At 69.1% G+C, this 25,601-nt stretch carries 23 protein-coding genes; 9 read left to right on the top strand and 14 right to left on the bottom strand.

The window, feature by feature from the left end:
• The first annotated feature begins 32 nt into the window (after positions 1 to 32).
• Positions 33 to 314, top strand: coding sequence for a hypothetical protein (locus ACGFH6_RS16535; protein WP_393384459.1), 282 nt, complete (start codon positions 33 to 35; stop codon positions 312 to 314).
• An 18-nt stretch (positions 315 to 332) separates the two neighbouring features.
• Here the strand turns inward: ACGFH6_RS16535 and ACGFH6_RS16530 are convergent, their stop codons facing one another.
• From ACGFH6_RS16530 to ACGFH6_RS16520, 3 genes are read right to left on the bottom strand one after another with little or no spacing between them, the layout of a single operon-like run.
• Complete coding sequence (locus tag ACGFH6_RS16530; RefSeq protein ID WP_393384458.1) at positions 333 to 3,287, bottom strand: AAA family ATPase; 2,955 nt, start codon at positions 3,285 to 3,287, stop codon at positions 333 to 335.
• A 57-nt stretch (positions 3,288 to 3,344) separates the two neighbouring features.
• A complete protein-coding gene (locus tag ACGFH6_RS16525) occupies positions 3,345 to 6,119 on the bottom strand; it encodes an AAA family ATPase (RefSeq protein ID WP_393384456.1) in 2,775 nt (924 codons plus the stop codon).
• Positions 6,116 to 7,246, bottom strand: a complete 1,131-nt coding sequence (locus ACGFH6_RS16520; RefSeq protein WP_393384455.1) for an exonuclease SbcCD subunit D — start codon at positions 7,244 to 7,246, stop codon at positions 6,116 to 6,118. The genes ACGFH6_RS16525 and ACGFH6_RS16520 overlap by 4 nt, the downstream gene beginning before the upstream one ends.
• 170 nt (positions 7,247 to 7,416) lie before the next feature.
• Here ACGFH6_RS16520 and ACGFH6_RS16515 point away from each other — a divergent pair, with 170 nt between their 5' ends.
• Positions 7,417 to 7,974 carry a GNAT family N-acetyltransferase gene (locus ACGFH6_RS16515; protein ID WP_393384453.1) on the top strand — a complete coding sequence of 186 codons (558 nt, stop codon included), beginning with the start codon at positions 7,417 to 7,419 and terminating at the stop codon, positions 7,972 to 7,974.
• On the top strand, positions 7,967 to 8,464 hold the full coding sequence (locus ACGFH6_RS16510) for an HAD family acid phosphatase (protein WP_393384451.1): 498 nt from the start codon (positions 7,967 to 7,969) through the stop codon (positions 8,462 to 8,464). The genes ACGFH6_RS16515 and ACGFH6_RS16510 overlap by 8 nt, the downstream gene beginning before the upstream one ends.
• Positions 8,465 to 8,468: 4 nt before the next feature.
• Here the strand turns inward: ACGFH6_RS16510 and ACGFH6_RS16505 are convergent, their stop codons facing one another.
• The 5 genes from ACGFH6_RS16505 to ACGFH6_RS16485 are packed head-to-tail and all read right to left on the bottom strand — an operon-like array spanning position 8,469 to position 14,049.
• Positions 8,469 to 10,148, bottom strand: coding sequence for an ABC transporter substrate-binding protein (locus ACGFH6_RS16505; protein WP_393384449.1), 1,680 nt, complete (start codon positions 10,146 to 10,148; stop codon positions 8,469 to 8,471).
• Between the two features lie 9 nt (positions 10,149 to 10,157).
• Positions 10,158 to 11,132 (bottom strand): ABC transporter ATP-binding protein, encoded by a 975-nt coding sequence (locus ACGFH6_RS16500; RefSeq protein WP_393384447.1) that lies wholly within the window; start codon positions 11,130 to 11,132, stop codon positions 10,158 to 10,160.
• Entirely contained in the window at positions 11,129 to 12,127 is a 999-nt protein-coding gene (locus tag ACGFH6_RS16495; protein ID WP_393384445.1) for an ABC transporter ATP-binding protein, read from the bottom strand. The genes ACGFH6_RS16500 and ACGFH6_RS16495 overlap by 4 nt, the downstream gene beginning before the upstream one ends.
• The gene (locus ACGFH6_RS16490) at positions 12,120 to 13,118 is read right to left on the bottom strand and encodes an ABC transporter permease (RefSeq protein WP_393384443.1); all 999 of its coding nucleotides are present in this window, start codon (positions 13,116 to 13,118) and stop codon (positions 12,120 to 12,122) included. Before ACGFH6_RS16490 ends, ACGFH6_RS16495 begins: the two co-directional genes overlap by 8 nt.
• 1 nt (position 13,119) lies before the next feature.
• Positions 13,120 to 14,049, bottom strand: coding sequence for an ABC transporter permease (locus ACGFH6_RS16485; RefSeq protein ID WP_393384441.1), 930 nt, complete (start codon positions 14,047 to 14,049; stop codon positions 13,120 to 13,122).
• 145 nt (positions 14,050 to 14,194) lie between these two features.
• Between ACGFH6_RS16485 and ACGFH6_RS16480 the strand changes: the two genes are divergently transcribed.
• The gene (locus ACGFH6_RS16480; protein WP_393384440.1) at positions 14,195 to 15,052 is read left to right on the top strand and encodes an alpha/beta fold hydrolase; all 858 of its coding nucleotides are present in this window, start codon (positions 14,195 to 14,197) and stop codon (positions 15,050 to 15,052) included.
• Positions 15,052 to 15,759, top strand: coding sequence for a nucleotidyltransferase domain-containing protein (locus tag ACGFH6_RS16475; protein ID WP_393384439.1), 708 nt, complete (start codon positions 15,052 to 15,054; stop codon positions 15,757 to 15,759). The genes ACGFH6_RS16480 and ACGFH6_RS16475 overlap by 1 nt, the downstream gene beginning before the upstream one ends.
• Before the next feature lie 2 nt (positions 15,760 to 15,761).
• Here ACGFH6_RS16475 and ACGFH6_RS16470 read toward each other — a convergent pair whose 3' ends face one another.
• The 3 genes from ACGFH6_RS16470 to ACGFH6_RS16460 are packed head-to-tail and all read right to left on the bottom strand — an operon-like array spanning position 15,762 to position 17,710.
• On the bottom strand, positions 15,762 to 16,439 hold the full coding sequence (locus ACGFH6_RS16470; protein WP_393384438.1) for a hypothetical protein: 678 nt from the start codon (positions 16,437 to 16,439) through the stop codon (positions 15,762 to 15,764).
• Positions 16,440 to 16,490: 51 nt separating this feature from the next.
• Positions 16,491 to 17,165, bottom strand: coding sequence for a hypothetical protein (locus ACGFH6_RS16465; RefSeq protein ID WP_393384437.1), 675 nt, complete (start codon positions 17,163 to 17,165; stop codon positions 16,491 to 16,493).
• Positions 17,162 to 17,710, bottom strand: coding sequence for an RNA polymerase sigma factor (locus ACGFH6_RS16460; protein WP_393384435.1), 549 nt, complete (start codon positions 17,708 to 17,710; stop codon positions 17,162 to 17,164). Before ACGFH6_RS16460 ends, ACGFH6_RS16465 begins: the two co-directional genes overlap by 4 nt.
• A 251-nt stretch (positions 17,711 to 17,961) precedes the next feature.
• Here ACGFH6_RS16460 and ACGFH6_RS16455 point away from each other — a divergent pair, with 251 nt between their 5' ends.
• Complete coding sequence (locus tag ACGFH6_RS16455; protein WP_393384433.1) at positions 17,962 to 19,479, top strand: TldD/PmbA family protein; 1,518 nt, start codon at positions 17,962 to 17,964, stop codon at positions 19,477 to 19,479.
• Positions 19,476 to 20,885, top strand: a complete 1,410-nt coding sequence (locus ACGFH6_RS16450) for a metallopeptidase TldD-related protein (RefSeq protein WP_393384431.1) — start codon at positions 19,476 to 19,478, stop codon at positions 20,883 to 20,885. Before ACGFH6_RS16455 ends, ACGFH6_RS16450 begins: the two co-directional genes overlap by 4 nt.
• Positions 20,886 to 20,947: 62 nt before the next feature.
• On the opposite strand, the gene ACGFH6_RS16445 is transcribed toward ACGFH6_RS16450, so the two are convergent.
• The gene (locus ACGFH6_RS16445; protein WP_393384430.1) at positions 20,948 to 21,370 is read right to left on the bottom strand and encodes a DUF805 domain-containing protein; all 423 of its coding nucleotides are present in this window, start codon (positions 21,368 to 21,370) and stop codon (positions 20,948 to 20,950) included.
• 162 nt (positions 21,371 to 21,532) lie between these two features.
• The gene (locus tag ACGFH6_RS16440) at positions 21,533 to 22,207 is read right to left on the bottom strand and encodes a class I SAM-dependent methyltransferase (protein ID WP_393384429.1); all 675 of its coding nucleotides are present in this window, start codon (positions 22,205 to 22,207) and stop codon (positions 21,533 to 21,535) included.
• 295 nt (positions 22,208 to 22,502) lie between these two features.
• Here ACGFH6_RS16440 and ACGFH6_RS16435 point away from each other — a divergent pair, with 295 nt between their 5' ends.
• Complete coding sequence (locus ACGFH6_RS16435; RefSeq protein ID WP_393384427.1) at positions 22,503 to 24,044, top strand: PfkB family carbohydrate kinase; 1,542 nt, start codon at positions 22,503 to 22,505, stop codon at positions 24,042 to 24,044.
• Positions 24,045 to 24,053: 9 nt separating this feature from the next.
• On the opposite strand, the gene ACGFH6_RS16430 is transcribed toward ACGFH6_RS16435, so the two are convergent.
• Positions 24,054 to 24,827, bottom strand: a complete 774-nt coding sequence (locus tag ACGFH6_RS16430) for a hypothetical protein (protein WP_393384425.1) — start codon at positions 24,825 to 24,827, stop codon at positions 24,054 to 24,056.
• Between the two features lie 568 nt (positions 24,828 to 25,395).
• On the opposite strand from ACGFH6_RS16430, the gene ACGFH6_RS16425 reads away from it, so the two are divergent.
• Positions 25,396 to 25,551 carry a hypothetical protein gene (locus ACGFH6_RS16425; protein ID WP_165553780.1) on the top strand — a complete coding sequence of 52 codons (156 nt, stop codon included), beginning with the start codon at positions 25,396 to 25,398 and terminating at the stop codon, positions 25,549 to 25,551.
• Positions 25,552 to 25,601 lie beyond the last annotated feature (50 nt).

Below are 25,601 nucleotides of genomic sequence, written 5' to 3'. Positions count from 1 at the left end.
GGCGGTGACACTCATCGCCTGGAGAGGAAGCCATGCAACACCGCTACACCATCCTCGCCCTGCCGGTGCTCGCCTTCGCGGCGATCGTGGCCGGCTCGGCCGAGGCATCGGCGCGACCGATCGATCCGGACCAGCGCCACCACCGGGCGGCCGTCGTACAGACCGCTCCGCCCGAACAAGTGCGGGTGGAGGTCCAGGTGGACGACACCGTCACCGAAGCCCTGCAGACAGGAGCAGGAGTCCTCGGCGGAGCAGCCATCACCATGACCGGCGTCTGGCTGTACCGCCGCCACCACCCACTCGCAGCCCACTGAACAGACGGTCCTGGTGCCTCATGCACCAGGACCGTCGACACGGACTGCAAGCGCCGCGGCCTCCAGCCGGCTGGCGGTCCCGGTCTTGCGCAGGATGTTCGAGACATGGGCACTCACCGTCTTGTCGGTGATGAACAGCTGCTTCGCGATCTCGCCGTTCGATCGACCTGCGACCACGAAGGCCAGGACCTCACGCTCCCGCGATGTCAAGGCCGACAACGGCGTCCCCGGCTCCTCGGGTACGGCGAGCTGCACGGGCTCACGAAGGCTGATCCGCGACCGCCGGGCCAGTGACTCGACCTCCGTCCGGAGAGGCTCGGCGCCCAGCTCGAGTGCACAGTGATGGGCCTTCCGCAGCAGATCACCAACACCGACCGGAGGCAGACCGGCTGCGATCGCTGCCTCGGCACACCGCCACCATGCCACCGCCTGATGCCAGGGCGCTCCCGCGGTGCCGCAGGCGTCGGCCGCGTGCTGCCAGCGATCCGGCTGATCGTCGTCGTCGCGGCAGCGCGCGGCCTCGGCCTGGAGCAGCGCGCGACTCTTCGACCAGGCGATCGAATCGGCATGACCCCAGCTGAACGGCTCCCACGGCCATGTGTCGAGGACGTCGTCGAGGCCGGCGACGGCCCGCGCGGCACCTGCCGGGTCGCTCGCGTCGCGCGCAGCCTGCGCGAGCTCGGCGGCCGCGTTGGCGTAGTCCACCAGGAGGTCGTCATCCTGCTCGATGTGAGCGATACCCGGCTGGGTCAGCCTGGCGCGCACCCAGTCGACGGCTTCCTGCGGCTTGCCTTCGGCGATCAGTACTGCGGCGCCGGCGGCGGCCAGCTCCCACCGGGTCCCGGGGAAGTTCTCGGCGACCAACTCCAAGGCCCGATCGAGATGCTGCCTGCCTTCCCCCGGCCGCCCGCAGCGCACCGCAAGTGACGCCGCAACCAGCCTGATCCCGGCACCGGGGATCTTCGGGCACCGGGCGGCCAGTGCGGACCGCAACACCACCCGGCATTCCTGCCACCGTCCCGACTCCAGCAGCCCCTCGGCTCCGATGGACGCGAGCATGTACCCGAACAGGTCCCGGCCAGGTGCCACGAGATCGGTGTAGCCGCGCAGCGCCACGTCCGTTGCTTCAGCACGGCGCCCGAGGCTTCGCAACGTGAATGCCTGCCAAGCAACCGCCACCATCCACTCGAGCATCGCGTCACTGGAGCGGGCCAGCTGTTCGGCTTCCCGCGCGTCGGCCAGCGCGCGTTCGGGTGAACTGCTGGAGAGCGCGACGCAGCGATGGGCGAGAGTCGACGCGAGCACCCCGTCTGAGCCGCAGCCCCGGGCGATCCGGACGGCCTCCTCCGCATGAGCAGCTGCGACCGGCAGACCCTGCCAGTTCTCCGCCCAGGCAAGAGTTCCCAGCGCCTTGGCCCGCTCGGCGCTGCCTGGGGAGCGGATCGTGAGGTCGAGGGCCTCGTGGAGGTCCGCCAGGACGGCCTCGATCGGTTCGGTCCGGTGCCAGCGCAGAGCGCCGCGATCGACGAGGATGCCCGCAGCCAGGAGCGGTTCCCGCCCGCGGTCGATCGCCTCGAGAGCTTGGCTGAGCAGGTCGACGGCCTTGTCGATCCGTCCGACCCTCTGGCAGACCGCGCTCGCCCGGACGTACAGCGCCGTACGGTAGGCAGCAGTGCCGCGGAGATCCGGGGAGACCTGCTCCCAGAGGTCACACATCCGCTCGAGCTGGATGGCCTGTTCTGCCGGGGCCCGCAGCATCGCCGCGTGCTCGGCCGCCACCTGCGACCACTTGTACGTGGCATCGATGCGTCCGGCTCGCTGACTGTGGACGGCCAGATCCGCGGCGACCGCTTCCACCGGATCCGACTGCGACTCCAGCACCTCTAGATAGGTGGCGTGGATGAGTTCGGCTTCGCCGAGCGGCAGTCCGTCGTACAGCACCTCGGCGAGCAGCGGATGGCGGAACCACGGCGCACCATGACCGGTCCGTAGGACGCCGCGATCCTGCGCTTCGGTGATGCAGCCAGGCAGCCCAAGCACCTCGACCCCGTGCGCTGCGGCGACCGCCGTCAGGATCGGGAGAGAGGTCGGGCGGCCCGCGACGGCGAGCACGCGAACCAACTGGCGTGCCTGCGGCGAAAGGCGGTGCCACGCGGCGAGCAGTCCGTCGCGGAGTGCGTCCGGGACGGTGGCCGACAGGGCAGACTCGGCACCGGACAGATCCTCGACCAGAAGCTCGGTGAGGTATGGGTTGCCGTCCGACCTCGCCTGCACCTGGTTGACGACGTCGATGTCAGGGAGCTGCCCGAGGAGGTACTCCAGCTGCAGTCCGGTGCTGTCCACGTCGAGCCGTTCGAGGTGGAGTTCGTCGAACGACGGCATTCGGCGCATGTCCGCCAGCCAACTGTGCAGCGGATGTCCCTCGCCACGGTCCTCGTCGCGAGAGGTCCCGAACACCGTCAGCTGCTGCGCACGGAAGCCAGTGATCAGATACGCGAGCACGTCCAGCGAGGCCAGGTCCGCCCAGTGCAGATCGTCGACGACCACGACGGTGCGATGGCGGTCCGCGATCCGGTTGAGGACCAGATCGATCAGCGGAATCAGTCGTGCCGTCGGAAGGCTCTGCGATCCTCCGAGAGCGGGCAGCAGAGAGCTCAGTTCGCCGGCACCCGCCAGGACCCTGGCTTGCTCTGCCGCATCGGCCTGCGCCAGCCAGTCCTGCAGTACGCCGATGATCGGCGCGTATGGGACCGACGCCCCGCCGAAATGAACACAGGAGCCCCACAGCACCAGAAGGTCCGGGTCATCGCAGACTTCCTGCACCAGACGGGTCTTGCCGACCCCGGCTTCCCCGTGGACGACCACCGCCAAGGGTTGTCGCTGCGCCGAACCCGCCAGCGCCCGGGTCAGGAGATCACGCTCGGCGCCCCGCCCGGCGAGCCGATGAACAGGCCGTGACCGGACATCCCCCACGGCGACAGTCTCCACCCGTGGACCGGTGACCGCTACCCGTTCAAGCGCCTGACAGGGTCAGGCGTCCAGCTTGATGAAGGTTGCTTTGGGGACGTATTCGTAGCGGTCGGGCATGCAGGTGAGGATGATGATCTGGCCGTGGTCGCCGGCGCGGCCGAGGAGGGCGCCCATGTCGCGGAGGCGGGCCTTGTCGGACCAGCCGAGGGCGTCGTCGAAGATGACGGGCACACTGCTCTCGCCGGTGCTGACCAGGTGGCTGATCGCGAGCCGGGTGATGATCGCCAGCTGCTCCTGCGCGCCCGTCGACAACGCCTCGACCGGCAGCCGAGCGCCGTCCAGCTCGCGCTCCGCGACGGCCAGGTCGTCGTCCAGCCAGACCCGGAACGACGGCCCGTAGACACTCCGTCCGAGCGACTCGATCCGGCTCTGCAGTGGTTCGGAGTACTTCGTCTGCGCCTCGGCCCGGTGACGGCTCAGCGTCTCGTGGACCCGGCGAGCCGCCTCGGCCCGGCGCTGCAGACTGTCGTGCTCGGCCCGTACGCCGGCCAGCTCCAGCTCGGCCAGGTCGCGCCGGGTCGCCAGCCCGTCGCGGCCCGCCTGCTCCAGCCGGCCCTCGGTCGTCCGCAGCGCGTCGCGCAGCGTGTCCCGCTCGCTCTGCATCCGCGCCGCGACAGCCAACGCGTCGGTCAACTCACCCGCGAGCTGATCGGCTCCAGCCGCATCCGCCTGCTCCTGTACGGCGGTCAGCTCCTCGAGCACCGCCTCGACCTCACCAGTCGCCTCGGCCTCAGCCGCAGCAACAGCGTCATCGTCGAGAACAGCCCGGGCGGCCTCCAACGCCTCGACCGCGGCCGCGAGCCGCTCCCCCGCGAGCTCCGACCGGGCCCGAGCCTGCTGCGCCTCCGACCGGTCCTCGTCCGCGGCCTTGCGCGCCTGTGCCGCCGCGAACTCCGCGTCGCCGAGCAACCGCTCGACCTCAGCCAATGCGTCGCGCGCCTCGTCCAGCGCACGCTGTGCACCAGCCAGATCATCCGGCGCGCTGACCGGCACCTCGAAGTCCTCGAAGTCGAGCGTGTCGTGGGGTGACGCGAACTCCTCGAACAGTGACATCTGCCCGGGCACGCCCTCGACCGCGGGCTGCTTGCCGCCGCTCTCCTCGGCCTCCGCGTCGTCGTCCGCACCGACACCGAGCCGCGCGGTCAGCACCGCGATCCGCTCCCCCGGATCACCACCGGTCGTCAGCGACCGCTCGGTCCGGCGAGCCTCGTGCAGCTCGGCTGTCGCCGTGTCGGCCTTCCGCAGCAACTCCCGAGCAGCCGCGACGTCCTTCACGCCAGCCTTCTTCAGCAGGTCTTTCTCCCGCCGGACGGCCTCGTCAACACGCGACCGCAGCGTCGCCGCCTCACCCCCGGCGCGCACGGTCACCTCGACGTGCCCCGGTACGCCGACGACCAGCTCACCAGAGACCAGAACCTGGGCCGACTCGTCGAAGCCCAGCTCAGACGGCACCTGATGAGCGCCGCCGTCCAGCCCGGTCCCCGACAATTCGACCGGCTCCGCGCCAAGGCGCCGTACCGACACCTCGGGGACGCCGGCCGCCAGCGCCGCGCGAGCCTCGACCACCTCAGCGCGCGCGGATTCCAGCGCGGCGACGAGCGCGTCGTCGACCTTGATCCGGTCCAGGACCGTCCCGGCCGCGGCGATGCGGGCGCGGACGTCGACCAACTCCGTCTGCTGACCCAGCAGCCGGTCCAGCTCGGCGCGGTCCATCAGCTCGGAGACCTGCCGCTCGGCCTCCTGGACATCGGTACGCCGGGCGTCCTTGAGCTCGACCACCTCGGCCAGCGCCGCCTCGACCGCATGCACGGACTCGACCGCTGTCCTGGCGACCGTCTCGGCATCGGTACGACGTTCGGCCAGCTCGGCATCGGTCTTGGCGAACCGTTCGGCCTCGTCGAGCAGCCGCTCGCGTTCGACCCTCGTCCGGGTGTGGTTCTCGAGCCGGGCCCGCGCGGTCTCGGCGCGGGCCCGGACCGAATCGCGCCGGAGCAGGATCTCGTCGGTGGCCTTCTTGCGTTCGCGCAGTTCCTCGACCGAGGTGAGGTGGTCGGTGAGCCGGCCCGTCACGTCCTGCAGATCGAGGGTCAGCCGCTCGGCACGGCGGATGTCCTGCTGGACCTCCTCCATCGCCTTCAGCGCCTGGGCCGCGGTCAGCTCGGCCGCGGCCATGGCCTTCTCGGACCGGGCGAACTCACCGGTCGGCCGTCCGCCGCGGGTCCAGTAGCGGAGGTACTCGTGCTCGACCGCGGTCACCAGCGGCATCGACGCACCGTCGACCGGTGTCCCCGACTCCGCGGTCACCGCGGTGATCAACGGCTCCGCGTCGGCCGGCGTTGGCAGCACCAACGACTGCCCCTGGCTGACCATGAGCGTCTGCCACAGCACCGGGTCGACATGCTGGTGGAAGAGCCGCTCGGCCTCGTTGTGGGCTTCCCGGCCGGTCCACGACCGGCGGCGGCCGTCGGACTCGACCACGGTCAGCTCCGTCGAGCGGTTCTTCAGCCAGCGTTTGGTGTAGCTCAGCTCGCGGTTGCCGAGCGTCAGCTCGACCGTCACCTCCGGGCCGACGTCCTGGCCGACCGGCTGGATGTCGCGGATCCGGGTCGACCTGGAGTCGTCTGGCAGGTCGAAGACCAGTCCGAACGCCTCGACCAGACTGGACTTGCCGACCTCGTTGTCCCCGACCACCACCGTGGTGCCGAGCGCAGGGAACCGGACAATGCGGTCCCGGACGCCACGGAAGTCCCGCAGCGCCAGGCTGAGGAGCCTCATCCCGCGTCCCGCGCCAATCTGTGCATCAACGACAGCGCCACGCCCGCGCCCTCGTCGCCACCGGCCAGGGCCTGGCGCAACTCCTCCATCGCGGCCCGCGCCGGACCGCTCAGCTGCAACGCGTCCAGATCCGCCGAGTCCGGCGCCGGCCGCACGGTCCAGAACTTGGCCCAGCGCTCGACGCTCGCGAACACCTCGCCCTGCGCATCGATCATCGCGTCCAGCCGGCTGAGTAGCGGCAGCGTCAGCGAACCGTCGCCGGCGAGCCGGACGTACGTCCGTTCCTTGTCCGGCAGCTCCGCGAACCAGTCCTCGAGGGCCGTGAGCGACTCCTCGTCGAACAGCTCGACGCGATGGTCGACCATGTGCCAGCCACCGACGCGCACCGGCTCGACCTCGATCTCGCCGCCGCCGACGGTCACCTTGAGCACGTTGCCCGGGGCGTCCTCCTCGGGCGAGGTGACCTCCTGCGTCCCGGAGAACCAGATGCGATCAGTCACGCGGGTGGTCGAATGCCGGTCTCCGAGGCCGACGTACTGCAGTCGTCCGTCCGCGACCGCGGCTTCGAGTGCGGCCTGGTCGATGGTCGGTACGTCGGACATGCCGCCGGAGAGACTGGTCAGTTGGCCGTGCGCCAGCAGGATCCTCGTCGTACCGGGCTCGACCGGGGTCAGGTCGGCGTACCCGGGCGCGGCCGGATCGGACAACGGCCGGCGCGAACGCCAGGGCGCACCGACGATCTCGACGCCTGGCACGATCTCCAGCGGCTCGGTGCCGGTCAGGACGGTCACGTGCTCGGGCTGGTGGGCCTGCCACTGGGCCGACGTCCACAGCGAGCCGGGCTCGAGCGCGTCGTGGTTGCCCGGCAGGAGGACGACCGGGACCGGGATCCGCTTGAGTGCTTCACAAGCACGCAAGATGGTCTGCCGCTCGACCTGGTTGTGCTCGAACACATCGCCGGTGACGACCACGAACGCGGAACCGGTGGCCGCGGCGACCTCGCCGATCCGCGCGACAGCGTCCAGCCGGGCCTGCCCCCACCGGGCTTGACCGTCCGGCCCCAGGAACCGGCGCATCATCCCCAGCTGCCAGTCCGAGCTGTGCAGAAACGTGATCGAGTCGTCCATTGCGGTGAGAACGCTAACCTGCCCCGCCGACAACCGCGCAACCCAACACACCCCAACCCCCACACCGCCCACACTCCGGACGCCTGATCCCCGCCTTGAGCACCGATCTACCGTCGATCAGGCGCCAAAGTGGTTGGCGGGTGCTCAAGGCGGGGTGGGAGAGTCGGGGCGTGATTGTGTACCTGGAGACCGGGCGGCTGGTGATGCGGCGGTTCAGCGCCGATGACGTGGAGCTGCTGGTCGGGCTGGACTCCGATCTCGAGGTGATGCGGTTCCTGACCGGGCAGGTGACGTCGCGGGAGGAGATCGAGACCGTCGTACTGCCGGCGATCCTGGCCGTCTATGCGGAGCATCGGGAGCTCGGCACGTTCGCGGCGTACCAGAAGGCGGACGGTGCATTCGTCGGATGGTTCGGGATGCAGCCGACGAAGGAACCGGAGGTGGTGGGCGTGGGCTATCGGCTGAACCGGACGGCGTGGGGCAAGGGGTACGCGACCGAAGGGACGAAAGCGCTGATCGACAAGGCGTTCGGGGAGCTCGGGATGGACCGCGTCGTCGCCGACACGATGGCCGTCAACCACCGGTCCCGGGCAGTCATGCGCCGGTCCGGTCTACGGTTCGTCCGCGTCTACCACGAGCACTTCGACGACCCGCTGCCCGGAACCGAGTTCGGCGAGGTCGAGTACGCCGTCGACCGGCGTACCTGGGAAGCTGGACGACGTGCCTGACGATCCACGGCCGTACGCCGTACTCGACATCGACGCGACGCTGTCCGACACCAGCGAGCGGATCCAGTTCCTGGCGAAGCGGCCGAAGGACTGGGACTCGTTCTTCGCGCACGCCAAGGAGGACGCGGTCCTGGACGAGGGACTCGCGGTCGCCACAACGCTCGCGGCCGACCACGAGATCGTCTACCTGACCGGCCGGCCCGAGCGGCTGCGGCGGGACACGCTGAAGTGGCTCAAGGACAACGGATTCCCCGACGGCAAGGTCTACATGCGTGGCAACACCGACCGCCGGCCGTCGGTGCTGATGAAGCTCGGCCGGCTCAAACGACTGGCCGAGGAGCGCCCGGTCGCCGTCCTGGTCGACGACGACGTCAAGGTGTGCGCGGCCGCGGAGAAGGCCGGCTACACGGTGATGAGGGCCGACTGGGGTCTCGATGCCGAGACCCAGCCGACCCTCTTCGACGCTCAGGAGTCCGAAGGACGGACCTGAGGCGCTACTTGCTCAGACCCACGATCAGCTGGTTCGGGTACGGCGGGTAGGCGGACAGATAGAAGTTCTGCACCTTCGACCCGTGCAGGAACGCGTTGCGCGCGTAGATCAGCGGCACGACCGGCGAGTCCTGCATGATCTGCTTGTCCACCGCGCCCCACATTCCGGCGGCCTTGCCCAGGTCCGACTCGGCCGTCGCTGCCGCGATCGCGGAGTCGACCGCCGGGTTGGAGTAGCGGGAGATGTTGTACCCGCCGTTGCCGATCTCCGACGACGCGAACAGCGGCTGGATGTTGCCGAGCGCGCTCGGGAAGTCCGGCAGCCAGCTGCCCACGGTCAGGTCGAAGTCCGGCTTGTTCCCGGTGATCAGGTCGGTCAGCGGCTCGGTGTCGAGCGGCGTGATCTTGACCGTGATCCCGGCCCGCTTCAGGCCCTGCTGGATCGCCTGCGCCACCGGGAGGCCGGTCGCGGTGGTGTTGTCGGCGACCATCGTCAGGGTGAGGTTGCTGACGCCCGCGGCCGCGAGCATCTGCTTGGCCTTCTCCGGGTCGCCCTGCGGCGGCGCCGGGAACAGGTCGAACTTGTTGAAGCCGTCGATGCCTGGGGTGATCAGGGTGGTGGCGAGCTCGCCGCCGTACTCCGGTCCGCCCTCGGCGACCTGGACGGCCTGCTTGTCGACGGCGAACTGGATCGCCTTGCGGACCTCGGGGTTCGAGAGCGCGGGGCGCTTGGTGTTCATCGCCAGGTACTGCAGGGCGCCCGACGGCGACGTGGCGACGCGCGCCTTGACGGCCGGGTTGCCGGTCACCGTCGGGATCAGCGCGGCCGGAACCGAGGTGCCGGTGGTGGCCGCGAACTTGTCGTCGCCGGCGTCGGCGATCAGGCGCTGGTTCACCACGTCGGGCTGCAGGCCCATCTCGAACTCGATGGAGTCCGGCAGGCCGGTGCGGGCCTGGTCGGTCGACTTGTCCCAGCCCGGGTTGCGCTCCAGCTCGAGCTTGGAGCCCGGGGCGTACGACTTCACCTGGTACGGGCCGCTGGCGACCGGCTTCTCACCGTAGTGCGCCGGATCGGTGTCGGCCTTCTTCGGCACCGGCGAGAAGGCCGGCATGCTGACGATCCAGGGCCAGTCGCCGAACGGCTTGTTCAGCTTGAAGACGAGCGTGGTGTCGTCCGGCGTCTGGACCGAGGCCAGGTCGCCACCCTTGTACGGGCCGGTGTACTTGTCCCCGCCGACCAGCAGCGACTTGTGGTAGCCGAGGCCACCGGACAGCTCCGGCGCGAACGACCGCTCGATGCCGTACTTGATGTCGGCGGCAACGATCGGCGACCCGTCGGCGTACTTCAGGCCCGGCTTCAGCTTGTAGGTCCAGGTCTTGCCGCCGTCGGAGACCTGACCGGTGTCGGTGGCCAGGTCGGGAACCAGTTGCGCCGCCTTGCCCTCCTCGGTCTTCCACGAGGTCAGGCCGCGCAGCACCAGGTGGATCGTGCTGATCCCCAGGTTCTGGCTCTTGGCCGGGTCGAGGTTGACCTCCTTGCTCGTGGTGAGCACGTGCCAGGTGCCGCCCGGCTCAGCGGCCGCGGTGCTGCCACCACTGGGGGTGGACTTGTCGTTGGCGTTGCAGGCGGCCGCCGCCAGCGCCAACGCGGCCGCAACCGCGACCGCTCGGGTTAGGTGTTTCATCGTGTCCTCTCAGGAGGTGGGGGGCTCAGGGAAGTAGCAGGCGGCCCGGTGTTCGGTGCTCCCCTGGACGGGTTCGAGCACCGGCCGTACGGTGGCGCACACGTCCTGGACCTTGTAGCAACGGGTCCGGAACGGGCAGCCCGACGGGGGCGCGATCGGCGTCGGGACGTCGCCGGTCAGCACGATCCGGTCTCGCTCGACACCCGGTTCGGGCACCGGGACCGCGGACAGCAAGGCCTTCGTGTAGGGGTGGGCCGGCGCCGAGTACACCTGGTCGGCCGGACCTTCCTCGACGATCGTGCCGAGGTACATCACCGCGAGCCGGCTCGCTACCTGCCGTACGACGGCCAGGTCGTGGGCGACGAGCACGTAGGACAGACCGAGCTCGTCGCGAAGGTCGGCGAGCAGGTTCAGTACCTGGGCCTGCACCGACACGTCGAGGGCGGACACCGGCTCGTCGCAGACCAGCAGATCGGGCTTCACCGACAGCGCCCGCGCGATCCCGATCCGCTGCCGCTGACCGCCGGAGAACTCGTGCGGGTAGCGCTCGAGGTGCTCCTCGGACAGCCCGACCTGGTGCAGCAGATCGACGAGCTGGGCTCTGGTCGGCCGGATCCCCTGGGCGCGGAACGGCGTACTCAGGATGGTGCCGACCGACTGCCGCGGGTTCAGTGACGCCTGCGGGTCCTGGAACACCATCTGGATCTTGCGGCGGACCGGCCGGAGCCTGCGGCCGCGGAGCCTGGTGACGTCCGCGCCGCCGATCTCGACACTGCCCTGGGTCGGGTCCAGGAGCCGGGTCGCCACTCGGGCCAGCGTGGACTTGCCGGAGCCGGACTCGCCGACCAGCCCGACCGTCTCACCCTTGCGGACGACGAAGTTCACGCCGTCGACGGCCTTGACCGCCTGGGCCTCGCGCCACGGCACGCCGCGGAGACCGAAGTACTTCTTGACGTTCTTGAGGTGCAGCAGCTCTTCGCTCACGCGAGCACCTCCGGGCGACGCCCAAGGTGGCAGGCGGCCTCGTGATCGCCCTCGCCGGGCCGGGGCGTGAGCTCGGGGCGCTCGGTGATGCAGCGTTCTCCGACCAGGTGCGTGTACGCGCACCGCGGCTGGAACGGACACCCGGTCTTGATCGAGCCGGGCGACGGCGGAGTGCCGGGGATCGTGGTCAACCGCGGCTTCGGGGGTACGTCGACCCGCGGCATCGCGCCGAGGAGACCCAGGCTGTACGGGTGCGCCGCCCGGTAGAACAGATCGCGGACCGTGCCCCGCTCGGCCGCGCGACCGGCGTACATGACCAGAACGTCGTCGGCGACCTCCGCGACCACCCCGAGGTCGTGCGAGATCAGGACGAGCGCAGTACCGAACTCCTCCTGGACATCGTCCAGAAGGCGCATGATCTGTGCCTGCACGGTCACGTCGAGTGCGGTCGTCGGCTCGTCCGCGATCAGCACCCTCGGGTCGTTCACCAGAGCCATAGCAATGACGACCCGCTGCCGCATTCCCCCGGAGAACTCGTGCGGGTAACTGTCCGCCCGCCGCGCCGCGTCCGGGATGCCGACCTTGTCCAGCATCTCGACCGCTCGCCGGTGGGCCGCCTTCTTCGACACGTCGTGGTGCAGCCGGTACGCCTCGGCGACCTGCCAGCCGACGCTGTAGTACGGGTTCAGCGCGGACAGCGCGTCCTGGAACACCAGAGCGATGTCGTTGCCGCGGATCTTGCGCAGCTCGTCGTTCGGGAGGCCGATCAGTTCCCGGCCGTCCAGCAGCACCTCACCGGTGGTGGCGGCGTTCGGCGGCAGCAGACCCATCACGGCGGCGGAGCTGACGCTCTTGCCGGACCCGGACTCACCGACGATCGCGAGCGTTTCGCCGGGCGCGACCGAGAAGTCGATACCGTCGACGGCCGGCACGAGACCGCCCTCGGTCGTGAACGTGACGTGCAGGTCGTGCACTTCCAGTACCGGCTCAGTCATGGCTCACCCTCGGGTCGAGCACACCGTGCACTATGTCCACCACCAGATTCGCCAGGATGATCAGGAAGGCCGAGAACAGCGTCACGCCGACGACCACGGCCACGTCCAGCTGGGCGACCGCGCTGATCAGGAGGTCGCCCAGCCCCTGCATGCTGAACACCTTCTCGGTCAGGATCGCGCCACCGAGCAGAGCACCGAGGTCCAGGCCGAAGAGCGTGATGATCGGCACCAGTACGCCGCGCAGCCCGTGGGTGACGACCACGCGAGCCTCGCCGGCGCCCTTGGCCCGGGCCGTGGTGACGTAGTCGAGGTTCAGCTCCTCGAGCATCTGCGAACGGGTCAGGCGGATGTACGCCGCCGCCTGCACGACCGCGAGCACGAGCCACGGCGTGATCAGGTGCCAGGCCCAGTCGACGGGGCTCTCGGTGAGCGGGACGTAGCCGTTCACCGGGACCATGTTCAGCCAGAACCCGAACACCAGGATCGCCAGCAGTCCGAGCAGGAACGCCGGCGTCGACACTCCGACCAGCGCGACCCCGACGGACAACCGGTCGAGCAGATGTCCCCGGTTGAGCGCGGCGACCACGCCGAGCGACACCCCGAACAGCAGCCAGAGGATGGCCGCGCCGATCGCGATCGACGCAGTGATCGGGAGCCGGTCGAAGATCAGCGTGGTCACCGGGCGGGCCAGCGGGAACGAGTAGCCGAAGCACGGTGCGTTGCAGTGCACCGCCGCCGCACCATCGCCGAAGGTGCGGCCGGCGAAGATGCCCTTGAGGAAGCTCAGGTACTGCTGGATGACGCTCTGATCCAGCTGCATGAAGTGCCGGGCCTGCTCGAGGCGGTCCGGCGTACAGGGCTTGCCACAGGCGAGATGGGCCGGATCGGCCGGGATCGCGTAGAAGACCAGGTAGACGGCGAGGCTCAGCGCCAGCATCACCAGCGCGGCCCCGCACAGGCGGCGGATGACGAACCAGACGAGGTCGGGCATCTCAGCTCGTCCTCCGCAACCGGACGTCGAACGCGTCGCGGACGCCGTCGCCGAGCAGCGTGAAGCCGAGCACCGCCACGAACAGCGCGACGCCGGGGAAGAACAGGAACCAGGGATCCGCGCCGGTGTAGACCCAGGCGATCGAGTCGGAGATGGAGCGGCCGAGGCTGGGTGTCGGCGGCGGTACGCCGACGCCCAGGAACGACAGCGCCGCCTCGGCCCCGATGTAGCCGGGGATGGCCAGGGTCGCGATCACGAGGACCGGGCCGAGCAGGTTCGGCAGGAGTTCGCGGGTGATCACGTGCCAGCCGGACGAGCCGACGCTGCGGGCCGCCTCGACGAACTCGCGGGCGACCAGGGACCGCGCCTGGTTGCGGATCAGCCGGGCCAGGCTGGCCCAGCCGAACACGCTGAGCACCAGGATCAGCAGCAGCCAGCGCGGGAAGCCCGCGGGCACGATGATGCCCAGGGCAATCATGAAGACGAGCTGCGGGAAGCCGAACAGGAAGTCGAACACCCGGGACGCGACCGCGTCGTACCAGCCGCCGAAGTAGGCGGCGCTGATGCCGATCAAGGTACCGACGACGGAGGTGACGAGGGTGACCACGATCGCGATCGTCAGCGAGGTCCGCAGACCGAGCACCACCCTCGAGAACAGGTCCCGGCCGGTCAGTGGTTCGACGCCGAACCAGTGCTCGCTGCTCACCCCGCCGAACGCACCCTTCGGCGCGTTGCCGCGGGCCGGGTCGAGCAGATCGAGGTGGTAGGTGTACGGATCCTGTCCGGACAGCTTCACCAGCAGCGGCGCCGCGGCCGCGACCAGCACCAGCAGCACGACCAGCACCGCACCGAGCCGGGCACTCCGGTCCTTCCGGGCGCGGTGCAGGGCTTGCCGGGTCGGCGAGACGGCCGCGGCCACCGAGGAACTCACAAGCACTCCTGACAACGTCGAACAATCCCAGCCGGGAGACGGTAGGCCGAAGTCTTCCACCATCGCAGTTCCATCCCGAATCCCGAGAATCCCACTCGATCTGGTCGACGTCTGTGCGCGACACCCGACCGGCTACTCTCCGCACGTGGACAGGGAACTGACGGTCGGCGGGCGAGTACTCAGGTACAGCGTGTACGGCGATACCGACGGGGTGCCGGTGATGTCGCAGGGCGGCTCACCGAGCACGCGGTGGAAGCGGCCAGACGTCGTACGGGCAGCCGCGGAGTGCGGCGTACATCTGGTCGTCCCCGATCGGCCGGGGTACGGCGGATCGACGCGCAAGCCGGGGCGGACCGTTGCCGATGTGGTGGAGGACGTGGCCGCGCTGGCCGACGTACTCGGGTGGGAGCGGTTCGCAGTCACCGGTGGATCGGGCGGTGGACCGCATGCGCTGGCGTGTGCTGCGCTGCTGTCCGACCGCGTCACGCGCTGCGCGGTGAGTGGTGGGATCACACCACCGTTGGTGGATGGTCCTGAACCGGACGGCGACGAGGAGGATCCGCGGCGGAACCGCACGTCGTGGCTGGCGGCCCGCGGTGAGGAGTACATCCGGCCGTCCATCGAGGAGGCTGCCCAGAGCATCATGGCCGGGATCGAAGCCGGCGGACCGGAGTTCCCGCCGGACCCGCACTCCCCCGCACCGCCGGCGCCACCTGCCAAGGACGATCCGGAGGCGATGGCCCGGCTCACGGCGACGTTCGTCACCAGCCACGACGGCTGGGTCGACGACAACATCGCGTTCGCCGCCGACTGGGGGTTCCGCCTCACCGACGTCCACGTGCCGACGAGCATCTGGTTCGGCTCCGGTGACGATCGCGCCCGCAGGTACGCCGATCTGCTCGTCGCGGAGATCCCGAACGCGCAGCCCGTCCCCTACACCGGTGGCCACATCCAACCGGAAAATGCGTACCGTGACCTGCTGCACTGGCTGAAACTGTCCTGATGGAACCGATCGACCTGGCACGGCAGTTGGTAGTGGAGCAGTTCCCGGACGCCCGCGCGGCATGGCTGGGTGGGAGTGTGGCGCGTGGTGACGCGTCCCCTACGTCCGACCTGGACATCACCGTGCTGCTCGACGGACCACCCGCGCCACTACGGAAGTCGCTCGAGTACGGCGGCTGGCCGGTAGAGCTGTTCGTGCACACCGAGAAGTCGATCGCGTTCTTCTCCGGCAAGGACCAGCAGCGCAGACAGCCGACCATGGCGCGGCTTGTCGGTGAGTCCGTCGTACTGCTCGACACCGATGGCTCGGGTGCGCGGTTGCAGAAAGCCTGCCTCGCCGAGGTGGCGGCCGGTCCGGTCCCACTGAGCGCTGACGAGCTCGACCTGTTGCGCTACATGGTCACCAACCTTTTGGACGACCTGGCCGATGCCTCCGGCAACATCCGCACCGCCATCTGCTCGGTGCTGTGGCAGGACGCCGCCCGCCTCCTCCTCACCGGAGCCGGTCAGTGGTCCGGCACCGGCAAAGGCCTGCTGCGCGAGGTGATCGCGTACGACGAGTCGCACGGCACCGACCACGCGACTGCGCTGATGGATGGGATCCGGGCGGAGGACGACCGTCTCGTCGAGGAGGTCGACCGGATCCTGCAGCCGTACGGCGGGCGACTGTTCAGCGGCTTCGAGCTGGCTGGGACTCCGGTCGACTAGTTCTACTCGGCGTCGATGAGTTGCCAGTCGCGGCGCTTCGGGAGCAGGCGGATGGCGAGTACTGCGACCAGTGCGCCGATCAGGACGCCGGGAATGATCCAGCGCCAGCCGGTGAGGACGCCCGTCGACGCGGTCTGGGCTTGTGGGGGCGCCGCTGGCGCGGTGGTCGGAACGGGCTCGGTCGCCGGGGCGGGGGCCGGTTCGAGATTCCAGTCCATGCTGGTCGGGCCGCCGTACGACCCTGGTTGCTCTTGCTGGCTGGGCAGCAGTTTGAGGGAGCCGAGCAGCCTCAGCAGCGCGGCTGGGTCGGGTGAGGTGTGCCAGGTCGGTTGGGCCGGCATCGTCTTGCCGTCGATCGTCTCGGTCGTGGCGATCCACGGGCCGCCCTCGACGTCCGGGTAGATGATGTCGAGCCGCCAGACGGACATGTCGTGGATCATCCAGGCGGCGCGGACGAACGCACCAGCGTCGTGCCGCTCATCCCCGACCGCCGACTTCGATCCGGCGACCTGCGTCAGTCGCTGGAGCTCTTCGTAGGCACGGTCGTCATAGCCGACCGCCGTCACTCGTGGTGGGGCGCTGAGCAGGACGCTGGTCGGACCGCCTGCATCCGCGGGTGTGGCTCCGACAGCGGCGACAGCGATCACGGCGGCAAGCAGTGCGAGCGTACGGCGGACCATGGCGGCTCTCCCTGGAAAGACGAGGACTCACCGCTGATACACCGCCGGTCGCTAGGAGGTTCCACGAGCCAGCTCGACCGCTCTGGTCTTGTCGGGCGCTCCTTCGAGCCGGAACGTCACGCCGTTGCTGACCCAGACCAGAGTGGGTCCGGCCACGCGGACACGCTGCTCCACGCCGTGCTCGTCCTCCAGGACGAGCTCATGCGGGGTCTTGAACCAGTAGCCGTTGATGTCCGGCACGTACTCCAGGCTGTCGTAGTACTTCTTCAGGTACAGCGGCGACACCTCGGCCCGGAACTGCTCCAGCCTGATCCCACTCTCCCAGCCAGTCGCCACGAAGCCCTTTGATGCCTCGACACCCTTGGGAGCACCCAGCGTTTGCGGCAGGGCCGGCTTGAACCCGGCAATCCGCTCCGCCTCCTCCAACGACAGCTGACCGTTGACTCCCGGCGCTGGTGGCGCACTGGTCGGGCCGGCGCCGACCGGACGGGCCTGCACTCCCCCGATGTTCAGCCACTCCGCCACTGTCGCACGCACCGGCGGCGTCAGCGCCGCACCCGCGATCAGCACGAGGAACCCGGCCACGAACGCACGCCACCGGTCCCGCAGCCGCCTCCGGACAGGTACGCCGGCCACCCGGGACAGCACTGCGGCCGTCAGCCCCTCGTCCACCGGAGGTACGACGGCAGAACGTCCGAGGATCCGTAGCTCGTCGTCCAAGTTCATCGCTGCACCTCCTTGTCGGGGAGTGAGGTCCGTAGCCGGCCCAGTGCGCGGTGCAGGCGGGACTTGACCGTGCCACGCGGCCAACCGAGCACCACTGCCGTCTCCTGCTCGTCCAGGTCCAACAGATAGCGACAGGTCACCACTTGCCGCATGTTGTCGGGCAGTGCACGGACAGCAGTCAGCAGCTCCTGCCGCCGCTCCAGGGTGACTGCCTGCTCGGCCGGATCCAGTACGACGTCCAGCGGCGCCGCCAGCTCCTCACGGCGGGACCGGCGGCTGCGGGACCGGACGACGTTGCGCGTCTCGTTCGCCACGATGCGCAGCAGCCACGGCCGGAACGCCGATCCCTCCCGGAACCCACCAAGCGCCCGGTACGCCTTCACGAACGCCTCCTGGACCACGTCGTCCGCGTCCGCACCGGCGCCGAGGAAGACCGCCGTACGTTTGGCCACCGGGGCATGCCGCAGCACCAACTCGCCGTACGCGGCCGACTCACCACCACGCACCCGAGCCAGAATCTCCGCCTCATCGCCCTGGCTGATCACGCCTCCAGTCAGTCCCCAGACATTGTGACTACACCACCACCCCACCCGAGCCGAGCGAGGTCCCTGCACCCCACCCCCCGAGCGGAGCGAGGCTCCTGCACCCCACCCCCGAGCGGAGCGAGGTCCCTGCACCCCACCCCCCGAGCGGAGCGAGGTCCCTGCACCCCACCCGCCGAGCGGAGCGAGGCGGTTTCGTGTCAGTGGGTCTACACCACCGGACCTTCCGTGGTTCCCGTGTATAAGGTCGGAACGTGCCAGAAGTCGATGCGTCTTTCCTCGCCCTCCCCCGTCATGAGCTCGCCGAGGCCGCGCTGCAGCGCGCCCGAGACCTCGGCGCCACCTTCGCCGAGTTCCGGCTGGAGCGGATCCGTTCCGAGTCCATCGCGTTACGCGACAGCCTGCTGGAGAGCGCCAGCGACGACGAGGACCTCGGCCTCGCGGTCCGCGTCATCCACGACGGCACCTGGGGCTTCGCCGCCGGCGTCGCGCTGACCACCGACGAGGCGGTCCAGGTCGCCGAGCAGGCCGTCAACATGGCCCAGGTCGCCCGGCCGATCAACGCCGAGCCGATCGAGCTCGCCGACGAGCCCGTGTACGACGACGTCATCTGGGTGTCGTCGTACGAGATCGACCCGTTCAGCGTGCCGCGGGCCGAGAAGGTCGCGCTGCTCACCGACTACAGCGACCGGCTGATGAAGGCCGACGGCGTCGCTCACGTCAGCGTCCACGTCGCCTCGGTCCACGAGTGCAAGTTCTACGCGAACACCGAGGGAACGTCGTACACCCAGCAACGGGTCCGGATCGGCCCGGACGTCACCGCCTACGCGGTGGACAGCGAGACCGGCCGGTTCGACTCGATGTCGAGTTGCGTGCCGCCGGCCGGCCGTGGCTGGGAGTACCTGACCGGCACCGGCTGGAACTGGGACGAGGAACTCGCCCAGATCCCCGGCTGGCTGGCCGAGAAGATGACCGCGCCGGCCGTCGAGGCGGGCAGCTACGATCTGGTGATCGACCCGAGCAACCTGTGGCTCACCATCCACGAGTCGATCGGCCACGCCACCGAACTGGACCGCGCCCTCGGGTACGAGGCGAACTACGCCGGCACCAGCTTCGCCACCACCGACAAGCTGAACACGCTGAAGTACGGCTCACCCGTCATGCACGTCACCGGCGACCGCACTGCCGAGCACGGCCTGTCCACGGTCGGGTACGACGACGAGGGTGTGGCCGGCCAGCAGTGGGACCTGGTCAAGGACGGCACCCTGGTCGGCTACCAGGTCGACCGCCGGATGGCCAAGGTCAACGAGGACCTGCTCGGTACGCCGCGCTCCAACGGCTGTGCGTACGCCGACTCGTCCGGGCACATCCCCATCCAGCGGATGGCCAACGTCTCGTTGCAGCCGGCCCCGGACGGTCCCTCGACCGAGGAGCTGATCAGCCGGGTGAAGAACGGCATCTACATCGTCGGTGACAAGTCCTGGTCGATCGACATGCAGCGGTACAACTTCCAGTTCACCGGTCAGCGGTTCTACAAGATCACCGACGGCAAGCTGGACGGCCAGCTCCGCGACGTCGCCTACCAGGCGACGACCACCGACTTCTGGGGCTCGATGGAGGCCGTCGGCGGCCCGCAGACGTACGTTCTCGGCGGCGCGCTCAACTGCGGCAAGGCTCAGCCCGGGCAGAGCGGCGCCGTCAGCCACGGATGTCCGTCCGCCCTGTTCCGCAGCGTCCGCATTCTCAACACCACGCAGGAGGCCGGCCGGTGACGACCGCCATTCAGCTCACTCCGCAGGACACGATCGAGCGCGGACTCGACCTGGCCGCGGCCGAGGGCGCCGACGGCTGTGTCGTCATCGTCGCCGAGACCTCCAGCGCGAACCTGCGCTGGGCCAACAACACCCTGACCACCAACGGCGCGATGCGCGGCTCCAGCGTGACCGTGATCGCGACGGTCGGCGCCGGCGAGGGTACGGCGGCCGGCGTCGTCGGCCGGTCGTCGGTCACGGATGCCTCGCTCGGCGACCTCGTGTCCGCGGCGGTCGCCACTGCCCGTGCGTCCACCCCGGCGGAGGATGCCCGACCGCTCATCGACGGCTCCATCGGCGCGGACTGGGCCGCGGAGCCGGAGGAGACGTCGGTCAGCGTCTACGAGAAGTTCGCCCCGGCGCTCGGCGAGACGCTGAAGAGGGCCGCCAAGGAGAGCCGCTGGCTCTACGGCTTCGCCGACCACGAGGTCACCACCCTCTATCTCGGCTCGTCCGCCGGGCTGCGGTTGCGGCAGGCCCTGCCCCGCGGATTCGTCTCGGAGACGGGCAAGTCCGGCGACCTCAGCCAGTCGGCCTGGGTCGGCGCGGCCACTCGCGACTTCGCCGATATCGACCCATTCGCGCTCGACACCGAGCTGAACCGCCGGCTCGGCTGGGCGTCGCGGACCGTGTCGGTCGACGCCGGCCGGCACCCGACGATCCTGCCCCCGGCCGCGGTCGCCGACCTGATGACGTACCTGTTCTGGCAACTCGACGGACGGGAGGCGTTCGAGGGCCGCAGCGTCTTCTCCACACCGTCCGGCGGGACGCGGATCGGCGACGCACTCTCGTCGCAGCCGGTCAACCTGCTGTCGGATCCGCAACTGCCTGGGCTCGAGACCTTCCCGTTCGCGGTGGCCCGCTCGTCCGGCGGAGCGTCCAGCGTGTTCGACAACGGCCTCACTCTGTCCGCCACCGACTGGATTCGCGGCGGCAAGCTCGAGCACTTGATGACCAGCCGTCACACGGCCGACCTGATCGGTGCTCCGGCCGCGACACCTGGCGTCGACAACTATGCGCTATCCGTTGACGGCGCATCCGGGTCGACGGACGACCTGGTCGCCGGGGTCGAGCACGGCCTGCTGCTCACCTGCCTGTGGTACATCCGGATGGTCGATCCGCAGACGTCGCTGCTCACCGGTCTGACCCGCGACGGCGTCTACCTGGTCGAGAACGGCGAGGTGACCGGTGCCGTGAACAACTTCCGCTTCAACGAGAGCCCGGTCGACCTGCTCGCCCGGTTCAGCACCGCCGGGGCAACGGTTCCGTCGTTCTCGCGCGAGTGGGGCGACTACTTCTCGCGGACCGCGACCCCGCCGCTGCTGGTCCCCGACTTCAACATGTCGAGCGTCAGCCAGGCCAGCTGATTCCACACAGCGAAACGCCCCGCGACCGTAGGGTCGCGGGGCGTTCTGCGTTCGTACTCGGGTCAGACGGTCGGGTACCCCGGCTCGGCCGGACCACCCATGCCCGGGCCGCCGAACCGCTCGGCCGCCTTCGGGTCCGGGCCGTGCTGGTTGTCACCGACCGTGCCCTCCTGGGCCGCCAGCACGATGAACCAGATCCAGCCGATGCAGGGGATCAGGTTGATCAGGATCCACCAGCCGCTGCGGTTCGTGTCGTGCATGCGCCGGATAGCGACACCGATCGAGGGCAGCAGCACTCCGAGGCTGTAGATCGTCGAGAGGATTCCGCTGCCGGAGTTGCCGTAGTCCGTACCGATGATCCTGTCAACGATGCCCAAGATGATCGAGACGATCACGTTGAACAGGAAGAACATCCAGTACTCTTTGCGCCGGGCCCGACCGCTGAACACGGCGTACTTCTTGATGACATCGATGTACCACTGCATTACTGATCTCCGATGGTCGAAGGTGAGACGCGGACAGAGCCTGTCGGAACCAAACGGGTCCGTCAATGCAAGCTTTCCGTATGGTGACCACACCGCAACCTGGCACGCCGTTGCCGCCGCCAACGTCACCTTTCCGGAACCGGCCAACTGTTAGAGCCGGCTTCAGGTTTCCGGCTCGGGTTTCGCCAGCGTGACCCGCCACATCCGCAGCGGCCGCGGACCTTCGTCGTACGGCGTCTCGTCGTCGAGCCGCCAGCGGTCGGCCAGTTCCTGGATCAGCTGCTGGTCGAAGAACCGGCCGACGAATCCGTCGTGCACGGCCAGTCCCTCCTCGAGTTCTTGCCAGTGGCCCGCACACGGGTCATCGGCCGACCACACGGCGTACACGAAGAGTCCGCCCGGGCAGAGGACGCGGTAGATCTCGGACACCAGGGAGCGCAGTTCGGCGCGGGTGAAGGCCATGTTCAGTAGCAGGTTCGCGAACACCGCGTTGACGGTGGCGTCGGCGGGCGGCAGCGGGTCGCGGACGTCGTGCAGCGCGGCGGTGACGCGGTCGTCGAGGCCCTCACGCTGCGCTTCCAGCCGCAACTGGTCGAGCGCTGACTCGCTGAAGTCCGTCGCGTGCACGCTGAATCCCTGTCTGGCCAGGAAGAACGCGTCCCGGCCGTGCCCGGCGCCCAGCTCCAGCACATCATCGATGCCTGCGGCACCGAACACCTCCGCGGCCCAGTGCGCCGCCGCGGACGGCTCCGAACCGTGCAGCTGCGGATGATGCAGGTAGGCCCGCTGCCAACGCTCCTGCTGCGCTCTCGCGAGCTCGACATGCCCAGTCTTCATCTTGCTCCCCGTGGTCGTCTCGCCGGTCTGGACAACCGGCAGACCGCAGCAGCCTACGTCACAACCAGGCCCGGCCCCCAGTCCAGCGGTCCGGCCTGAGCCTTCGCGACGCCAGATTAATTGCTGACGGCAACGACAGTCGGGAGCGGATCGCGGACCTCCGGGGTCGCCGGATCCGGACACTCTTCGTGACCGGCACCGCCGTCCGGGCGTGACCCGACGCGCGCAGCCGGTTTCCACCCTGACCCGTGGGTCCGCATACTTGGTTCGAGGATATTCACGACCCGGGGGCCGGATGACGAATCGCAGCGACAAGCAGACGGCTGACGTGCTGCTGCTTGCCAGCGTGCTCGAGAAGCTCCGCACCCACGACGGTCTGACCATCGCCCGGCTGAAGGCCGGCGAGTCGAGCACGACGGCGCCGCTGCTGGAGCTGCCGGCGACCCGCAGGTTCGCGTCCGTGCATGAGCTCGACCGCGCCCGGGCGGCGCGCGAACTGGTCATCAACTGCGTCCGGGACGACCTCAAGGGCACCACGCAGATCGTCGCCGACGCGATCCTCGCCCTCGGGGTCCACACCGCGTCGTACGCCGAGGCCGGCATCGAGGAGCGCGTCACCCGGTCGCTCTACAACCCGTCCCTGGGTCCCCGCCGCGAAGCGTTGCTGAACAACTGGCACCGCCTGCACGAGGCACTCGGCCAGCAACCCGGCGAAGCCCCGAGCGACCGCTCCCTGCGCGGTACGACGGAGCCCGCCGTACTGCGCGAACTCGCGAACCAGCTGATCCGCCGAGCCATCTACTCGGTCGGCTCTAAGACCGTCACCATGCTCGACGCGGCCCCGGCCACGGACACCGCCCCGGCCGGGCGCGTGATCGTGGTCGGCGGCGCGGTCATGGACGCGACGTTCCGGACCAAGACCCTGCCGGAGCCGGAGACGTCGAGCGAGGCCTACGGCTTCGACCTCTCCCCCGGTGGCAAAGGTCTGACCCAGGCTGTCGCTGCGGCGCGCCTCGGGCTGCGGACCTCCTTGATCGCGGCGGTGACCGACGACCGCTTCGGCGAGGAGATCCTCCAGTACCTGCACGACGAGGGCGTCGACACCTCCCTCGTCAAACGCATCCGCGGCCGCCGTACGCCGTTCACCGGAGTCTTCGAGAAGGAACTCGGCGACAGCATCGCCGTCAACTGGCGCAACGAGAAGCAGGTCTTCCTCGCCCCCGAGGACCTCGACGACCACCGCGACCACCTGGCCGGCTGCGACGTCCTGCTGACGACGTTCGAGGTCCCGCGCGAGACGATGCAGCAATCGCTTGCTCTCGCGCACTCGGACCCGCTCAACCGGCCGCTGGTGATCGTGACTCCGGGCCAGCCCTACGTCGACGAGCGCATCTCGCGCGACACCTTCCTGCGGATCGACTACCTGGTCGCGCACCCCTGGGAGCTCGGCCACTTCGCTGCCCAGGGCCAGGCGCCTTTCGACCCCGACCCGGTCGCGCGGAACCTGCTCGCCTTCGGGGTGGAAGCGTTGTGCGTGCTCGTCAACGGCGGATGCACGGTCTACTCCGGCGCGGCCCACGACGTACTGAGCGTGCCCACGATCCCGTCGATCTACAAGGAGTCCTCAGCCGCGCGCGACGCCTTCTGCGCGGCGCTGGCCGCCAAGCTCGTCGACAACGACGGCAAGTTCTCCGCGGCGGTCGCCCTCTGGGCCACCGCCGCCATGTCCTGCGCGACCGCCGACTTCCCCCTCACCAACTCCATGCCCGACCGCCAACGCATCGACGCCCTGCTGGCCAGGTTCCCGTTCTCGATGAACGGCGGATCGACCACCTGATCCTGCTGATCAGCGGCGCAGGCGGCGTTGGTCTTCGATGGGTACGGGGGCGGTCTCGCCGCGCATGCGGCAGCAGTAGATGACCGAGTCGAGGAGTTTGGCGCGGCTCTGCTCGAAGCGGGTGCCGGAGTGGGTACGCCGCAGCTCGGTGAGGTTCGCGCCGCCGTAGCGGGTCCGGAGCTGGCGCGGGCTGGCGTAGATCCCGTCGACGTACAGGTAGGGACGTGCCTCGATCGACATCCACTGCTGCCAGTTGGCAGCCCGGTAGCTCGAGCCGATGAATCCGAGATTCGGATCGACCGCCGTGGTGAGCAGTTGCACGCTGGGAATCTCGCGCCGGATCACCTGCCGGACTTTCGACAGCAGGAACGAGATCGCATTCACCGGAGCGACGTCGAAGGAATACACCCGGGACACGTCCCAGGCCGCTCCGAGTGGTACGCCGAACTGCGCCTGCAGCTGCCGCCCGACCCGCATCCATTCCAGCGGGGAAACGCTGCACAACGTGACCGGAAGCCTGTTCACCGGGTCCACCAAAGCGAAGTTCACCGATCCGGCCCGGGCACTACGCAGGTAATGCAGGCGGCTGAAAACCTGATCCGCGTCGCTGTTCCCGAGTCGCACGAAACGCAGGTCGGGCAGCAGGTACTCGTCCTTCGGAATGAGGTTTTCGATGGCCTGCTGATCACGCTGCAACCGGGCCGCGTTGCGATTCAGTTCGGCGATCACCTGCTGGCGTGCGACCGTCCCGTTCGGGCGGGCCAATCGAGGCAGGTGCAGCAAGGTCCGCACACTGAGCGCACGGTTCGGAACGCCGTGCCGGCGCACGGCGTCGTCCAGCAGGTCGGCGAAGCCAGGAGCATGCCTTCGGCAATCATCGAGCGAAAGTCTGGCTGCTGGGGACGCAGGAACTGCTGGGGCTACTGAGACTGGAGGCCGCGGGACAGCGGCGGCGCGCACCGCCGGGCCGGCGGCATTGATCACCACACCCGGATGCTATCCGACAGTTGCCATGGCACCGCAACTTCCCAACTGGACGAGTTTTGGCGGCGTGTTGGCGCCAGAACTGCCAGTTGGCAGACCAGTCCTGCCAACTGGCGGAAAGTGATACGCGGAAACCTACCAGCGTACCGCCGGCCACTGCCAAACCTCAGGACCGCCGGAACACAGGGCTGCCAAAATCATGTCCGGACAAAGATTGTGGTGCCAACTTTTCTGGATTGACAACCGATTGTCGCAGCGTTCACTGAAAGCGTAATCAGTTACGCCGAGCCGCCGACTCACTCTAACCGGTGAGCGGCAAATGACAAGTCATCAAAAGGAAGTGAATCGAAGGAAAAGAGGAAACGCCATGCCTCCCAACGAATTCGTCGCGACCGTCGTCGTGCTGGCCAGTGCGGTGCTCCTGATCTCCTTCTGGAAGCAGATCCTGTTCATTCTGCTCTTCGGCGTCGTGATGGTCTTCTGCTTCGGCCTCTACAACGTCGCCACCGCCATGGGGCGCTGACCGGCAGCGCTGCCGCGCACCTCTCGACACCCGCCCGGGATCCCCGGGCG

It is taken from the genome of Kribbella sp. NPDC049227 (genome assembly GCF_043197265.1).
In the GTDB taxonomy this organism is placed as follows: Bacteria; Actinomycetota; Actinomycetes; order Propionibacteriales; family Kribbellaceae; genus Kribbella.
This window is presented reverse-complemented; position numbering and strand designations above follow the sequence as displayed.